This window comes from Streptomyces sp. NPDC054975, from assembly GCF_053609105.1.
On sequence record NZ_JBSGWV010000004.1, the window covers coordinates 102,046 to 117,287 of the forward strand.

The following is a 15,242-nucleotide window of genomic DNA, read 5'->3' on the forward strand; positions in this document are numbered from 1 at the left end:
CGTCAGCCGGCCAGGCCGGCGGTGAGCAGATCGACGAAGCCGACGTCCTCCCGGGCGACGCCGAAGACCTCGGCGCGCAGGAGGGTCCGTTCGGCCCACGCGCGATGCGGCTTCACCTCGTTCATCTTGTTCGTGTACGCGGAACGCATCACTCCGCCCCCGCCGCGCTCGGGCCGCAGGATGTCCTGCGCGTCGCTGTACTCCTCGTGGCTGACCACGGAGAGCGCGTGCACCGGCACCACATGGGTGGGGTGGATGCAGGTCTTGCCGAGCAGGCCGTTGGCCCGGTCGAGTTCGATCTCGCGCAGCAGCCCGTCGAGGTCGTGCTCGATGAGCGCGGTGCGCAGGTCCTCCGCGCTGCCCTCCAGGAAGGGGCTGCGGCGCAGCTGGGGCTTGAACATCCGCTCGCCGAGCCGGAAGTACTCCCAGACCGGTCCGGTGATGGTGAAGCCGGTGCCGTCGGAGCGGCCGAGGACGTTGACGACGTCGGCGATGACATGGGCGACGAGCTGGACGTCGTAGGCCGTCATGTCGGGTGAGCGGCGCAGTCCGTAGGCGGAGCAGAAGTCGGTGACGCCCAGGCGCAGGGCGAGGACCCGGTGGCGGTACTTGTCGACGGTGGTGGCGATGCCGGCGAGGGTCTCGGCGCGGGTCTCCAGGTGGAGCAGCTCGGGCGACTCCAGGACGGGCATGGCGAAGAGGCGTCTGCCGCTCGACCGCTCGGCGGTGGTGAGGGCCTCCAGGAAGGCCCGGCCGCGGGTCTCGGTGAACTTGGGCAGTACGAATCCGGACAGCAGACGGGCGGTGTCGCCGAGGCGCGTGACCAGGTCGGTGATCTGGTGGGGCTCGCGGACACGGATGAAGAGCAGGGGCATGTCCGGGTCGGCCTCGCCGGCTGTGCCGCCGCGGGCGAGGTCGGCGAACTGGCGGACGAGGTTGGTCTCGGCGGCCTCCACGTCGGCGTCGGCGATGGAGTCCTCCAGGCACAGCACCATGGAGACGACCCCGCGTGCGGCCTGTTTGCGCACGTCGTCGGCGAGGCGTGGCCGGGTGGCGGGGCTGTAGAGCGTGGCGCCCAGGGCCACGGCGAGCGTGCTCGCGGGGGAGTCCGCCGTGAACTCGGCGGGCTCCTGGTGGAACAGACCGGCCCGTGTGGCGGCCGGGATGTGCCCGAAATGACGCATGTGACTCCCCCGACTGCCTCTACGGGCCCTGACGACATGTGGCCGGTAATAGTACGTAGGTACGGGTGTCCTTAGTTCCCCTCGTGTATGAAATCCAGGTAACTCGTCCGCATCCGTCGCATGCCGTGTGCTTCGCGAGGTGGGGCGACGCGCGGATCGATACGGCCCCCGCGTTGTCCGGCGGTCGGCCGGGAAGGCAGGATGACGGTCATGACGCACGCGATGCTGAAGGGCTCCAACGTCCCTCTCGACACCGCGGCCGTACGGGCCGTGCTCCGCTGGACCCCGGGCCCCGGGGTCCCCGACGTGGACGCCTCGGCGCTGCTGCTCGGCGCCGACGGGCGCGTGCGCTCCGACGAGGACTTCGTCTTCTACAACCAGCCACGCCACCCCTCGGGTCTGGTGCGTCGGCTGCCCAAGAAGCGGGTGGCCGAGGGGCTGACCGACACCGTGGAGGCCGATCTCGGCGGGCTCGACCCGTCGGTCGACCGCGTGGTGATCGCGGCCTCCTCGGACGGCGACACCTTCCGCCGCGTCTCCGACCTGCGGATCCTGCTCTACGACGCGAAGTGGCCGGACCGGGAGCCGCTGGCCCTGTTCGACGTGAAGGCGGAGACGGGCGAGGAGACCGCGATCATCTGCGGCGAGCTGTACCGGCGGGGCGACGGCTGGAAGTTCCGCGCGGTCGGGCAGGGCTACCCGACCGGCCTCGTCGGCCTCGCCAACGACTTCGGCATCTCGGTCGACGAGGGCACCGAGGAGGCCGACTCCGGGCCGGACTCCGCCCCGACGGGCACCGGTACGCAGGCCCCGGACCCCGACGCCACGGTTGTCCACACGCCCGTTGGCACCCCCGGCCCCGTACCGCCGGTGCCCCCCGTGCCGGTCTCCGTGCCGCCGCAGCCGACCACTCCCCCGGCGCCCGGGGGCCGGGACGGCGATAAGCCCCCCGGCCCCGGGGGCCGGGCCCGGGGCGGCGAGACCCCACCCCCTGGCACCCCCCCCCGGTGGCCCCCCCGGCCCCCTCCCCCGGGGCCCCCCCGGGCGGGTACCCGGCCCCGCGGCCCCCCCCCCCCCCCGGGGCCCGGGTCCCGGGTTCGTTATCCCCCCCGCGGGCCCGGGGCGACCGGCCCGGGTACGGCTATCCGCAGCCCGCCGCTGCCGCCGCGCCCGCCCCGGACCCGAACTTCCGAATGCCGCCGATGGGCCCGCAGTTCGTCCGCTCCTAGGTCGTGCCCGGAAAGATCGGCCTGGCTCGCGGCGCTCCCTGGGCCGTAGGGCACCCGCTCAGGCCTTGGTCTTGTAGCCGCGCCCCCACTGCAGGCCCCATCCGTACAACCGGTCCAGCTCGGCCTGGAAGCCGTACACGAACTTCACCTCTCGGCGGACGACCAGCTCGTCCTTGACCTTCTCGACCGTGAACACCGCGCAGGAGCGGGCCTGCGGGGCCCGCTCGTCGAGGTCGATCTCGATCCGCGGCCCGTTGCTCGGGTAGAGCGTCACCTTGGCGTGGGTGCGGTCGAAGGCCGGGGTCTGGTCGTAGATGTAGACGAAGAAGAGCAGCCGCTTGATCTCGTCGCGGTGGTCGAGGTTGACGAAGATCGTCTCGCCGGACGAGCCGCCGAACCGGTCGTCGCCGCTCAGGTTCACGTACGGCGGGGCGTTCAGCGAGCCGAAGAAGCTGCCGAGCGGCTGGACGACGCCTTTGCTGCCGTCGGCCAGTTCGTACAGGCAGCCGAGGTCCAGGTCGACGTTGACCATGCTCTGGGTGTGCGCCTGGACGACCTCGGGCTTGAAGAGCTTCGAGGGGTGCCGCAGCAGCTGGCCGCTCTGCCGGGACCGGCCCTCGATGTCGGAGGTACGCATCCGCCAGGAGAGGTTGACGCGCAGATTGCCGGTGGCCGCGCCCTGCTGGGTGAGGGAGACCGTCGGGCGCCGCTTGGTGAGGTCGATGGAGTTGCTCGCCGCGCTGCCCGAATCGAACTGCGCCCACGCCCTCCCCGGAAACAGGCCGTCCCAGAAGCCCATGTGCCCCACCCCCCACTCGAAACCTGCTCATACGCCGCGGGGCGGCCGGGTGCACCGGCCGCCCCGCAGTGAAGCGTTCCTCATTGCCGGGGGCGTCACACCCCGGACGACACCTCGGTCTTGTCCGAGGAGTCAGCTTTTCCCTCGGCCGCCGCGAGGGCCTTGTTGCGGCGGAGGGAGGACCAGAACGACCAGGCGATGAGGGCCACGCCGATGAGGCCGGTGACGACCTCGGGGATCTGGTAGCGGATGGAGATCATGAGGATGACGGCGAGAGCGCCGATGGCGTAGTGCGCGCCGTGCTCGAGGTAGACGTAGTCGTCGAGGGTGCCCTGGCGGACCAGGTAGACCGTCAGCGAACGGACGTACATGGCGCCGACGCCGAGGCCGAGCGCCATCAGGACGATGTCGTTGGTGATGGCGAAGGCGCCGATGACACCGTCGAACGAGAACGACGCGTCGAGGACTTCGAGGTAGAGGAACATGAAGAAGGCGGCCTTGCCGGCGAGCTGCACGACGCCGACCTTCTTGCCGCTGCGCTTGGCCTCCTCCTCGGCCTCGTGCTCGCGCTCCTCTTCCTCCTCGAGCTTGTTCTCGAAGTAGCCGGAGAGCCCGCCGACGACGAGGTACGTGATGAGGCCGAAGACGCCCGAGAGCAGGACGGTCGACGCCTTGTCGACGTGCGAACCGCCGTGCTGGTGGGCCTGGGTCGCGAAGGTCATGGCGCTGATCGCCAGGACGATCAGGGCGATGCAGACCGACAGCATGTCGACCTTGCCGAGCTTGGCCAGCGGGCGCTCCAGCCAGCCGAGCCACTTGATGTCGCGGTCCTCGAAGATGAAGTCGAGGAAGATCATCAGCAGGAACATACCGCCGAAGGCCGCGATCGACGGGTGCGCGTCGGTCACGAGCTGCTCGTAGCGCTCGGCGTCGTTCAGGGCGAGATCGACGGCCTCGATGGGGCCGATCTTGGCGCTGATCGCGACGATCACGACGGGGAAGACCAGTCGCATGCCGAAGACGGCGATGAGCACACCGATCGTGAGGAAGATCTTCTGCCAGAAGGCATTCATCTTCTTCAGGATTCCGGCGTTGACCACCGCATTGTCGAAGGAAAGCGAGATCTCGAGGATGCACAGGATCGCGACGATCCCGAACGCTTCCCACCCCCCGTAGAGCACCGCTGCGACCAGTCCGAGCGCCGTGACGGCGAACGACCAGCCGAAGGTTTTCAGTACCACTGTCTACCCCATCGTGTAATTACGCGGCTTTACGAAACGTTGACCCCGAAGTCTAGAGCGATGCCCCGAAGACCGGACGCGTACCCCTGGCCGACCGCCCGGAACTTCCATTCACCGCCGTACCGGTACAGCTCGCCGAAGATCATCGCCGTCTCGGTGGAGGCGTCCTCGGAGAGGTCGTAGCGGGCGAGTTCCTGGCCGTCGGCGCGGTTCACGACGCGGATGAAGGCGTTGCTCACCTGGCCGAAGGTCTGGCCGCGGTTGTCGGCCTCGTGGATCGAGACCGGGAAGACGATCTTGTCGCAGTGGGCGGGGACCTTGACCAGGTCCACGATCAGGGACTCGTCGTCACCGTCACCCTCGCCGGTGAGGTTGTCCCCGGTGTGCTCGACGGAGCCCTCGGGGCTCTTGAGCTGGTTGTAGAAGACGAAGTACTCGTCGCCGAGCACCCGTCCCGACTGGCACAGCAGGGCGCTGGCGTCGAGGTCGAAGGGGGCTCCGGTGGTGGAGCGCGCGTCCCAGCCGAGGCCCACCAGCACCTGGGTGAGGTTGGGTGCGGCCTTGGAGAGGGAGACGTTGCCTCCCTTGGCGAGCGTGACGCCCATGTGTGTGTCCTCCCCGGTGAACTGCGGTCTTCCCGCTGATGGTCCTGCTGATGAGGCACGTCCGGCGTCGCACGGAGCGTGCGACGCCGGACGTATCGGTGCTGCGCGACTCAGACGTTGACGCCGAAGTCCGCCGCGATACCGCGCAGGCCCGAGGCATAGCCCTGGCCGACCGCGCGGAACTTCCACTCGTCGCCGTTGCGGTACAGCTCGCCGAAGACCATGGCGGTCTCGGTCGAGGCGTCCTCGGAGAGGTCGTAACGGGCGATCTCGGCACCGCCGGCCTGGTTCACGACGCGGATGAACGCGTTGCGGACCTGGCCGAAGGACTGCTGGCGGTTCTCGGCGTCGTAGATCGACACCGGGAAGACGATCTTGGCGACATCGGCGGGCACCGTGGCCAGGCTGACCTTGACCTGCTCGTCGTCACCCTCGCCCTCGCCGGTGAGGTTGTCACCGGTGTGCTCGACCGAGCCGTCGGCGCTCTTCAGGTTGTTGAAGAACACGAAGTCCTGGTCGTTGCGGACCTTGCCCTCCGCGCTGACCAGAATGGCGCTGGCGTCGAGGTCGAAGTCCGTACCGGTGGTGGTGCGGACGTCCCAGCCCAGACCGACGGTGACGGCGGTCAGGCCAGGGGCCTCCTTGGTCAGCGAGACGTTGCCGCCCTTGCTGAGGCTGACTCCCACGAGTCCCTCCATGTGGTTTCCAGGGGCAGCGCCCCCGTCGTGCGTTGGCATTCGGATCAACGACTGGATCCTAGTGACGGGTTCCCGGCCTGGACAGACGATTCGCCCGGATCCTCAGAGAGTGTCGAGCGCCTTGGCGTAGTCCTCGATGTCACGGGCGTCCGGCAGGTCGTTGACGACGCTCCAACGGACGACGCCCTCCTTGTCGATGACGAAGGTGCCGCGCACGGCGCAGCCCTTGTCCTCGTCGAAGACGCCGTAGGCGCGGGAGGCCTCGCCGTGCTGCCAGAAGTCGGAGAGGAGCGGGTACTCCAGGCCCTCCTGCTCGGCGAAGACGCGCAGGGTGTGGATCGAGTCGGTGGAGACGGCGAGGAGCTGGGTGTCGTCGTTGACGAACCGCGACAGGTTGTCGCGCAGCTCGCCCAGTTCGCCGGTGCAGACCCCGGTGAAGGCGAACGGGTAGAAGACCAGGACCACGTTCTTCTCGCCGCGGAAGTCGGCGAGGCGCACGGTGCGGCCGTGGTTGTCCTTGAGCTCGAACTCCGGGGCCTTGGTGCCGACCTCGATCGCCATGGCGTGCGCTCCCTTCACCGGACCGAACGGGTGAAGGCCCAGCTTAGGACCCCGCCGGGGGTCAGGACGCACAGAGCCCCCGCCGGCTCGCGCCGGCGGGGGCTCCTGCTGCTCGGGGGATCAGCGCTTGGGTGCGACCAGACGGCTGCCCGCCCAGTCCTTGGCCACGCTGATGCTCTTGGTCTGGGAGAAGCCGGCGGTCTGGGCCGCGTCGTTGATGTCGCTCGGCTCGACGTAGCCGTCACGGCCCGTCTTCGGCGTCAGCAGCCATACGACCCCACCGTCCTCCAGCAGGCCGATGGCATCGACCAGGGCGTCCGTCAGGTCTCCGTCTTCGTCACGGAACCAGATGACGACGGCGTCTGCGACGTCGTCGTAGTCCTCGTCGACAAGGTCCGACCCGATGATGGACTCGATGCCTTCGCGGAGATCGAAGTCGACGTCGTCGTCGTAACCGATCTCCTGGACCACCTGTCCGGGCTCGAACCCCAGCCTCGCTGCCGGGTTGGTCCGCTCCTCCGCGTGGTCCGCGGTCGCGCTCACGGCTTGCCTCCTGATCATGTATCGGAAAATGCTTGGGCCGCGCGCGTACGCGCGGCGCTGGCCGTAGTCCACACGGGCTGGGCGGATCGCGCAAGTACCCGGCCGCCGAGACCGCCGAAACGGTGACGTTTGGGGCCGTCTCGCCGCATCTCCCGGTTCGGTTCCACTCCGCTCCGTGACATATGGCACACGCTTCGTCCTGCTTTGCGGGCTTCCGTCGGCTTCAGTCTGCCGAACGTCTTGACGAAACGCATGCGCGGGTTGGGCGTAAGGTTGCGATTTGACCCAACCAGGCGCCCCGTGGGGGTTACCCCTCGGTAGAGATGACGTGTGGCACGGACGGGGTACACGATGGACATCCCGGCCGGCGTCCCGGCCTCCGTGGGCTCCACCGAACAGCGAAGGAACAGCGTGGCTTCCGGATCCGATCGCAACCCGATCATCATTGGCGGCCTTCCCAGTCAGGTCCCGGATTTCGATCCCGAAGAGACCCAGGAATGGCTCGACTCCCTCGACGCGGCCGTGGACGAGCGAGGCCGCGAGCGGGCCCGCTATCTGATGCTCCGCCTCATCGAACGCGCCCGTGAGAAGCGCGTCGCCGTGCCCGAGATGCGCAGCACGGACTACGTCAACACCATCGCGACCAAGGACGAGCCGTTCTTCCCGGGCAACGAGGAGATCGAGCGCAAGGTCCTCAACGCGACCCGCTGGAACGCGGCCGTGATGGTCTCGCGCGCCCAGCGCCCGGGCATCGGGGTCGGCGGTCACATCGCCACCTTCGCCTCCTCCGCCTCGCTGTACGACGTCGGCTTCAACCACTTCTTCCGGGGCAAGGACGAGGGCGACGGCGGCGACCAGATCTTCTTCCAGGGCCACGCCTCGCCCGGCATCTACGCCCGCGCCTATCTGCTCGACCGGCTCGACGAGACGCAGCTCGACGCGTTCCGCCAGGAGAAGTCGAAGTTCCCCAACGGCCTGTCCTCGTACCCGCACCCGCGGCTGATGCCGGACTTCTGGGAGTTCCCGACCGTCTCGATGGGCCTCGGCCCGCTCGGCGCGATCTACCAGGCCCGGATGAACCGCTACATGGAGGCGCGCGGCATCGCCGACACCTCCAAGTCCCACGTGTGGGCGTTCCTCGGCGACGGCGAGATGGACGAGCCGGAGTCGCTCGGCCAGCTGTCGATCGCCGCCCGTGAGGGCCTGGACAACCTGACGTTCGTCGTCAACTGCAACCTCCAGCGCCTGGACGGCCCGGTGCGCGGCAACGGCAAGATCATCCAGGAGCTGGAGTCGCAGTTCCGCGGCGCCGGCTGGAACGTGATCAAGCTCATCTGGGACCGTTCCTGGGACCCGCTGCTCGCCCAGGACCGCGACGGCATCCTGGTCAACAAGCTGAACATCACGCCCGACGGCCAGTTCCAGACGTACGCCACCGAGACCGGCGCGTACATCCGCGACCACTTCTTCGGCGACGACCAGCGACTGCGCTCGATGGTCGAGTCCATGTCGGACCACCAGATCCTGCACCTGGGCCGCGGCGGACACGACCACAAGAAGATCTTCGCGGCCTTCGCGGCGGCCAAGGCCCACAAGGGCCAGCCGACCGTCGTGCTCGCGCAGACCGTCAAGGGCTGGACGCTCGGCCCGAACTTCGAGGGCCGCAACGCGACCCACCAGATGAAGAAGCTGACGGTCGACGACCTCAAGCGCTTCCGCGACCGGCTGCACATTCCCATCACGGACGCGCAGCTGGAGAGCGGCCTGCCGCCGTACTACCACCCGGGCCGGGACTCCGAGGAGATCCAGTACATGCACGACCGCCGCAAGGCGCTCGGCGGGTACGTGCCGACCCGTGTCGTGCGGGCGAAGCCGCTGGTCCTGCCCGAGGACAAGACCTACGCCGCGGTGAAGAAGGGCTCCGGCCAGCAGTCGATCGCCACCACGATGGCCTTCGTCCGGCTGCTCAAGGACCTCATGCGGGACAAGGAGATCGGCAAGCGGTTCGTGCTGATCGCCCCCGACGAGTACCGCACGTTCGGCATGGACTCCTTCTTCCCGAGCGCCAAGATCTACAACCCGCTGGGCCAGCAGTACGAGGCCGTGGACCGCGAACTGCTCCTCGCCTACAAGGAGTCCCCGACCGGCCAGATGCTGCACGACGGCATCTCCGAGGCCGGCTGCACGGCCTCGCTGATCGCGGCCGGCTCGGCGTACGCCACGCACGGCGAGCCGCTGATCCCGGTCTACGTCTTCTACTCGATGTTCGGCTTCCAGCGGACCGGCGACCAGTTCTGGCAGATGGCCGACCAGCTCGCGCGCGGCTTCGTCCTCGGCGCCACCGCCGGCCGTACGACGCTGACCGGTGAGGGCCTCCAGCACGCGGACGGCCACTCGCACCTGCTGGCCTCGACGAACCCGGGCTGTGTCGCGTACGACCCGGCGTTCGGCTTCGAGATCGCGCGCATCGTCCAGGACGGCCTGAAGAGGATGTACGGCCCCGACGCCGAGGACGTCTTCTACTACCTGACGGTCTACAACGAGCCGATCCAGCACCCGGCGGAGCCCGAGAACGTGGACGCCGAGGGCATCCTCAAGGGCATCCACCGCTTCAAGGCGGGCGAGGCCGGCGCGATCCCCGCGCAGATCATGGCCTCCGGTGTCGCCGTGCCGTGGGCGGTGGAGGCGCAGCGGATCCTCGCCGAGGAGTGGAACGTCCGCGCCGACGTCTGGTCGGCCACGTCCTGGAACGAGCTGCGCCGCGAGGCCGTGGAGGTCGACCGGCACAACCTGCTCCACCCGGAGGAGGAGCAGCGCGTCCCGTACGTGACGCAGAAGCTGTCCTCCGCGCAGGGCCCGTTCGTGGCGGTCTCCGACTGGATGCGCTCGGTCCCGGACCAGATCTCCCGCTGGGTGCCGGGCACGTACACCTCGCTGGGTGCGGACGGCTTCGGCTTCGCCGACACCCGGGGTGCGGCCCGCCGCTACTTCCACATCGACGCCCAGTCGATCGTGCTCGCGGTCCTCACCGAACTGGCCCGTGACGGCAAGGTCGACCGGTCGGCCCTGAAGCAGGCCATCGACCGCTACCAGCTGCTCGACGTCGCGGCCGCCGACCCCGGCCCCGCGGGCGGCGACGCGTGACGGCAGGACCCGCCGCGTAACGGCGCACACCCGAGGTGCGGGTGCGGGGGCCAGTGCGCCCCCGCACCCGCCCTACGATTCCCGGCATGAAGGAAAGCTGGGAGAAGCGCACCCAGACGCCCCTGCTGATCCTGGCGGTGGCGTTCGGCGTGGCGTATGCCGTACCGATCGTGGCGCCGGACGCCACCCCCTGGATCCATGAGCTGTGTCTGGCCGTGGAGTGGGTGGTGTGGGGCGCCTTCGCCCTCGACTACGCCGTACGGCTGACGCTGGCTCCGAGCAAGTGGCACTTCGTCCGCCACCACCCGCTGGACCTGCTGGCTGTCCTGCTGCCCCTGGTGCAGCCGCTGCGGCTGCTGCGACTGGTCTCGACGCTCCTCCTCGTGGGCCGGCGGGCCCGGATGGCTCCGCAGATAACGCTCACCACCTATGTGGCGGGCGCGGTGGTCGGGCTGATGATGTTCGGCTCGCTGGCGGTGCTCCATGTGGAGCGGACCGCGCCGGACGGCAACATCAAGACGCTCGGCGACGCGGTCTGGTGGTCGTTCACCACGATGACGACCGTGGGGTACGGAGATCACGCCCCGACCACGGGACTCGGCCGCGTCCTCGCGGTGGGCCTGATGCTCTCGGGGATCGCCCTCCTCGGTGTGGTGACCGCCAACATCGCCGCCTGGTTCATCTCCCGCTTCGAGCGGGACGACGCCGCCGAGCGGCGGCAGACCGAGCTCCTCGAGGCGCTGACCCGGGAGGTCCGGGAGCTGCGCGCCGAGGTGTCCCGGCTCTCCGCCCCCGCGACCAGCGCCGTGCCGCCGCAGGGCAGAAGCCCCGAGGCCTCCGAGCTCCCTACCGCTCCCAGATCTTGAAGGCTCTGACCTGGTACGGCGTCTGGGGCACCCAGGTCCCGCGGCCCGGGTAGGTCTCGAACTCGCCCGTCTCCGCGCACTCCGCGGACTGGTACGTCGTGACCGGCCGCCCCGTCCGGTTGGCGAGCGCCTGGGCGCTCGTGCCCGGGGGCAGCGCGACGCAGCTGTCGACGTCGGTGCCGGCCAGCTCGTGCGTCCACGCCGCGCCCCGGAAGTCGGCCTTGGGCCACAGACACAGCTGCCCGGGCCCACAGGCGCCGAGCCTGGTCGCGGGCGCGGCGGTGGGTGCGCTCGGGGCCGCGGTGGCCGGTACGGCCGGTAGCGCCGTGAGCAGGGTGGCCGCCACTGCGGCCAGCCATACGCACATCGGTCGTGCGTGCCTCGCTCGCGCGTTCCTCGACTGCGCGTTCTCCAGTCGTGCGTGCTTCGTCTCCATCGTGGTGAACCCCCCAAATCGTCACTCTCCGTAATCAGAACTCTGACGGACGTCACCACCTGTTGGGAAGAGGCCAAGGGTCGATTCACCCGGACAGGTGAAAGCCCCGCCGGACAGGACCGGCGGGGCTTTCACCTCCGTACAAGAAACGCGAGGTCAGATGTGGGCGGCGCCCGCGCCCGCCTCCGCGTTCTCGCCGCGCTTGGTCAGCGTGGCGACCAAGGCCGCGACGACGGCGACGACGCCGGCGACGGTGAACGCGAGGCCCATGCCCTCCAGGAACGTCTCGTGGATGACGCCCCCGATCCGGTCGAACATGTCCGGGGTCATGTTCGGCGCCTTGGCCAGCTCCTGCGGGACCATGCCGAACTCGGCGGCCTCCTCAAGAGCCGGAGCGGGCGCACCCGGGATCCCGGCCGCCGTCCAGTTCTCGGCGAAGGAGCTGGAGACCTTGGAGGACATGACCGCGCCGAGCACCGCCGTACCGAGGGCGCCGCCGACCTGCATCGCGGCCTGCTGGAGGCCACCGGCCACACCGGAGAGCTCCAGCGGGGCGTTGCCGACGATGACCTCGGTGGCGCCGACCATCACCGGGGCGAGGCCCAGGCCGAGCAGAGCGAACCAGAGCGAGGTCGTGAAGGTGCCGGTCCCCGCGGAGAGCGTCATCATGCCGAACATCGCGACGGCGGTGCAGACCATGCCGCCCACCAGCGGGATGCGCGGGCCGAACCGGGTGATCAGCGCGCCGGCCAGCGGCGAGGAGACGATCATCATCGCGGTCAGCGGCAGCAGGTGCAGACCGCTGTCGATCGGGCTGAGGCCCTTGACGCCCTGGAGGTAGAAGGTCACGAAGAAGAGGCCGCCCATGAAGGCGAAGGCCATCAGGACCATCAGCACCACACCCGCAGTGAGCGGGACGGAGCGGAACATGGCCAGCGGGATGAGCGGCTCCTTGGCCTTCGTCTGCCAGAAGGCGAAGACGAGGAAGAGCAGCACGGAGGCCCCGAGGCAGCCCCAGGTCTTGCCGCCGGTCCAGCCCCACTCGGCACCGGCGTTGATGAGGCCCCAGACCAGGGAGCCCATCGCGCCGGAGAGCAGCACGATGCCGAAGATGTCGAAGGAGCGCGGGGCGTTCTCGGCGCGGTGGTCCTTGAGGATCACCAGGCCGAGCGCGAGCGCGAGGACGCCGACCGGCACGTTGATGAAGAAGACGGACTGCCAGCTGACGTGCTCGACGAGGAAGCCGCCGAGGATCGGGCCGCCGGCCGTCGAGGCGCCGATGACCATGCCCCAGATGCCGATGGCCATGTTCAGCTTCTCGGCGGGGAAGGTGGCGCGCAGCAGGCCGAGCGCGGCCGGCATCAGCAGGGCACCGAAGAGGCCCTGGAGGACACGGAAGGCGATCACGAGCCCGATCGAGTCCGAGAGGCCGATCGCCCCGGACGCGGCGGCGAAGCCGGCGATGCCGATGAGGAACGTCTGGCGGTGGCCGAAACGGTCACCGAGCTTGCCGGCCGTGATCAGGGCGACGGCGAGCGCGAGGAGGTAGCCGTTGGTGATCCACTGGAGCTGGTCGAGCGTGGCTCCGAGGTCGGCCTGGATGGCCGGGTTGGCTATCGCGACGATCGTGCCGTCGAGCGCCACCATCATCACGCCGGCGGCGACGGCGAACAGGGTCAGCCAGGGGTGGCCTCGCAGTCCCTTCGCCGGAGCCGACGCGGGGCTCCGGTCACCCCCCTGACCCTGCGGGGCCTTTTCCACGGTGGTCTGACTAGTCATGCGAAGGAGGCTAATGTCAGCGACTGACAATTGACAAAGTAATTCATGCGACAGTAACTGTCACTTAGCTCACAGGTACGCTGAGCAGCACGAAGCAACGGAAAGTGGCGGAAAGAGGGCCAGTCGGTGACGATTTCCGGTCTCCGGGAGCGGAAGAAGCAGCGCACGCGGAACGCGCTGCTCCGAGTGGCCCTTGAGCTGTTCACGACGCAGGGGTACGAGCAGACCACCGTGGACGAGATCGCCGACGCCGTCGAGGTCTCCCAGCGCACCTTCTTCCGCTACTTCGCCTCCAAGGAGGAAGTCGCCTTCGCCGTCCAGCAGTTGGTCGAGGAGCGCTTCGTCCAGGCGCTGGCGGAGCGGCCGCCGGAGGAGGGCCCGCTCGACGCGCTGCGCAACGCCGTGCTCTGCGCCTGGGACAGCATCGGCGAGGCGATCATGGAGGTCGTCCCCGTCGAGCTGTACCTGCGGACCTTCCAGATGATCGAGTCGACGCCGGCGCTGCTCGCCGTTCATCTGCGCCGCTCCATGGAGATGGAGGAGGCCATCGCCCGGCTCGTCGCCGCGCGCGAGGGCGTCGACGTGGACGAGGACCCCCGCCCGAGGATCCTGGTCGCCGCGTTCAGCGGCGTCATGCGGGTGACGGGTCAGCTCTGGGGGCGCGGTACGGACCTGAGCCTGGAGGGCATCCGCGCGCTGACCGAGGGCTATCTGGACCACCTGGGCCCCGCACTGGCCCGCGACTGGCGGAACTGACGCCTCGCCCACCACCCTCTTCGGTGGCACCGTGGCACGGAGCCACCACGCCGGCGCGTACGTCCACACGTACCCCCGTCCGTACCTCTGCGCGTACGGAGTGTTACCACATCTGGGCTTCCCGCGTGATCCGCCTCACTCGGTGACCCGGCTCGCCGCGCCCGTCTCCTAGGGTGTGGCGCAGTGACTTCCTTCGACTCCTCCCCCACGCTCTCCCTCTGGCGCCTGCTGCTCGCGCTGTCCGTGGTGTTCGTCATGCTGGCGACCACCGGCTGGACCACGATCAGCCATCAGCGCGGGCCAGGAGAGTCCCGCCCGGCCGCACTCGCCTCCTGGGCGCACGGCCGGATCGGCCACCAGGCGCTGCCGGACCCGGCCGCCCCCGCCCGTACGATCGCCGCCTTCTTCGCCTCGATCGGCCCCTCGCAGGGCGCCTTCCTCGCCGACGCCCACCCGCTCGTCGTCGGCAATCTCGACGGCGCGCCGGTCACGCTCCGCTACCGCGCCAACCGGGTGTCCCTCGCGCGGGCCCTGGACGCCGAGCGGAACAGGATCGACCACGCCCCGCTGACCACCGACGGGCGGCGCGAGGCCGTGCGACGGGCCCACCGGTTCGCCTCCCTCATGGAGCCCGGCCGGCAGATCCTCTCGTTCGACCCGACCGGCGGCGGCCGCATGGCCGAGGTCATGGGCGATCTGGAGCGGGCGCGGCGGGTCTCGGTGATCGTGCCGGGCGTCGACACCAATCTGCTCACCTTCCAGAAGACCGCCCGCCGGTACTCGGCCCCCGTCGGGATGGCGCATTCGCTGTACGCCGCCGAGCGCCGGGTCGCGCCCGGGAGCCGTACGGCCGTCATCGCCTGGGCCGACTACACCGCGCCCGTCGGGGTCGGTATCGACGCGGCGACGGGGCGGCTCGCCTCGGCCGGCGCGGTACGGCTCCTCTCCCTGGCGGCCGCGCTGCCCGGCGACTCGCGCGTCAGCCTGTTCTGCCACAGTTACGGCTCCGTGGTGTGCGGGGTCGCCGCGGCGAACCTGCCCTCCCGGGTCACGGACGTCGTCGTGGCCGGGAGCCCCGGGATGCGGGTGGAGCGCGCGGCCGAACTGTCCACCCGGGCACGGGTGTGGGCGATGCGGGACGCGGACGACTGGATCGCGGGCGTGCCGCACCTGGCGGTCGGCGGGGTCGGGCACGGGGCGGATCCGGTGGAGCCGGAGTTCGGCGCGCGACTGCTCTCGGCGGCCGGCGCCAACAGCCACACCGGCTACTTCGAGCCAGGCACCAAGAGCCTGGACAACTTCGCCGCCATAGGGGTTGGTTCGTACCAGAACCTGACCTGCGCGAGCGCCGGCAGCGCCTGCCGCAACGGGATTTCCGGCGCGGACGGAGCCTGACGCGCG

The 15,242-nt window shown here is 69.7% G+C and carries 14 protein-coding genes; 5 read left to right on the forward strand and 9 right to left on the reverse strand.

Annotated features, from left to right (window positions below; all coding sequences use genetic code 11):
* Positions 1-2: 2 nt before the first annotated feature.
* Entirely contained in the window at positions 3-1,184 is a 1,182-nt protein-coding gene (locus ACWF79_RS07000; protein ID WP_453727011.1) for an HpcH/HpaI aldolase/citrate lyase family protein, read from the reverse strand.
* Positions 1,185-1,394: 210 nt separating this feature from the next.
* Between ACWF79_RS07000 and ACWF79_RS07005 the strand changes: the two genes are divergently transcribed.
* On the forward strand, positions 1,395-2,462 hold the full coding sequence (locus ACWF79_RS07005) for a TerD family protein (RefSeq protein ID WP_453727012.1): 1,068 nt from the start codon (positions 1,395-1,397) through the stop codon (positions 2,460-2,462).
* 9 nt (positions 2,463-2,471) lie between these two features.
* Here ACWF79_RS07005 and ACWF79_RS07010 read toward each other — a convergent pair whose 3' ends face one another.
* From ACWF79_RS07010 to ACWF79_RS07035, 6 genes are all read right to left on the reverse strand, one after another.
* Complete coding sequence (locus tag ACWF79_RS07010) at positions 2,472-3,212, reverse strand: TerD family protein (protein WP_453727013.1); 741 nt, start codon at positions 3,210-3,212, stop codon at positions 2,472-2,474.
* A gap of 95 nt (positions 3,213-3,307) precedes the next feature.
* A complete protein-coding gene (locus ACWF79_RS07015; protein WP_453727014.1) occupies positions 3,308-4,453 on the reverse strand; it encodes a DUF475 domain-containing protein in 1,146 nt (381 codons plus the stop codon).
* Positions 4,454-4,482: 29 nt separating this feature from the next.
* Positions 4,483-5,058, reverse strand: coding sequence for a TerD family protein (locus tag ACWF79_RS07020; RefSeq protein WP_453727015.1), 576 nt, complete (start codon positions 5,056-5,058; stop codon positions 4,483-4,485).
* 110 nt (positions 5,059-5,168) lie between these two features.
* Positions 5,169-5,744 (reverse strand): TerD family protein, encoded by a 576-nt coding sequence (locus tag ACWF79_RS07025; RefSeq protein ID WP_158986948.1) that lies wholly within the window; start codon positions 5,742-5,744, stop codon positions 5,169-5,171.
* Positions 5,745-5,858: 114 nt separating this feature from the next.
* Entirely contained in the window at positions 5,859-6,317 is a 459-nt protein-coding gene (locus ACWF79_RS07030) for a peroxiredoxin (protein ID WP_453727016.1), read from the reverse strand.
* Positions 6,318-6,437: 120 nt separating this feature from the next.
* Positions 6,438-6,860: a DUF3052 domain-containing protein gene (locus ACWF79_RS07035; RefSeq protein ID WP_453727017.1), complete on the reverse strand. Its 423-nt coding sequence runs from the start codon at positions 6,858-6,860 to the stop codon at positions 6,438-6,440.
* A gap of 411 nt (positions 6,861-7,271) precedes the next feature.
* Here ACWF79_RS07035 and aceE point away from each other — a divergent pair, with 411 nt between their 5' ends.
* Positions 7,272-10,004: a pyruvate dehydrogenase (acetyl-transferring), homodimeric type gene (aceE, locus tag ACWF79_RS07040; protein WP_453727018.1), complete on the forward strand. Its 2,733-nt coding sequence runs from the start codon at positions 7,272-7,274 to the stop codon at positions 10,002-10,004.
* 86 nt (positions 10,005-10,090) lie between these two features.
* Complete coding sequence (locus tag ACWF79_RS07045; RefSeq protein ID WP_453727019.1) at positions 10,091-10,870, forward strand: potassium channel family protein; 780 nt, start codon at positions 10,091-10,093, stop codon at positions 10,868-10,870.
* Here the strand turns inward: ACWF79_RS07045 and ACWF79_RS07050 are convergent.
* Positions 10,851-11,237, reverse strand: coding sequence for a peptidase inhibitor family I36 protein (locus ACWF79_RS07050; protein WP_453727020.1), 387 nt, complete (start codon positions 11,235-11,237; stop codon positions 10,851-10,853). The genes ACWF79_RS07045 and ACWF79_RS07050 overlap by 20 nt on opposite strands.
* Positions 11,238-11,462: 225 nt before the next feature.
* Entirely contained in the window at positions 11,463-13,085 is a 1,623-nt protein-coding gene (locus ACWF79_RS07055) for an MFS transporter (RefSeq protein ID WP_453727021.1), read from the reverse strand.
* A 126-nt stretch (positions 13,086-13,211) separates the two neighbouring features.
* On the opposite strand from ACWF79_RS07055, the gene ACWF79_RS07060 reads away from it, so the two are divergent.
* On the forward strand, positions 13,212-13,841 hold the full coding sequence (locus ACWF79_RS07060) for a TetR family transcriptional regulator (protein WP_453727022.1): 630 nt from the start codon (positions 13,212-13,214) through the stop codon (positions 13,839-13,841).
* Between the two features lie 183 nt (positions 13,842-14,024).
* On the forward strand, positions 14,025-15,236 hold the full coding sequence (locus ACWF79_RS07065; protein ID WP_453727023.1) for an alpha/beta hydrolase: 1,212 nt from the start codon (positions 14,025-14,027) through the stop codon (positions 15,234-15,236).
* The last annotated feature ends 6 nt before the right edge of the window (positions 15,237-15,242 follow it).

Coding starts and splice junctions, on each gene's coding strand:
- ACWF79_RS07000 (WP_453727011.1), bottom strand. CDS start 1,184: ATGCGTCATTTCGGGCACATCCCGGCCGCCACACGGGCCGGTCTGTTC.
- ACWF79_RS07005 (WP_453727012.1), top strand. CDS start 1,395: ATGACGCACGCGATGCTGAAGGGCTCCAACGTCCCTCTCGACACCGCG.
- ACWF79_RS07010 (WP_453727013.1), bottom strand. CDS start 3,212: ATGGGCTTCTGGGACGGCCTGTTTCCGGGGAGGGCGTGGGCGCAGTTC.
- ACWF79_RS07020 (WP_453727015.1), bottom strand. CDS start 5,058: ATGGGCGTCACGCTCGCCAAGGGAGGCAACGTCTCCCTCTCCAAGGCC.
- ACWF79_RS07030 (WP_453727016.1), bottom strand. CDS start 6,317: ATGGCGATCGAGGTCGGCACCAAGGCCCCGGAGTTCGAGCTCAAGGAC.
- ACWF79_RS07045 (WP_453727019.1), top strand. CDS start 10,091: ATGAAGGAAAGCTGGGAGAAGCGCACCCAGACGCCCCTGCTGATCCTG.
- ACWF79_RS07050 (WP_453727020.1), bottom strand. CDS start 11,237: ATGTGCGTATGGCTGGCCGCAGTGGCGGCCACCCTGCTCACGGCGCTA.
- ACWF79_RS07055 (WP_453727021.1), bottom strand. CDS start 13,085: ATGACTAGTCAGACCACCGTGGAAAAGGCCCCGCAGGGTCAGGGGGGT.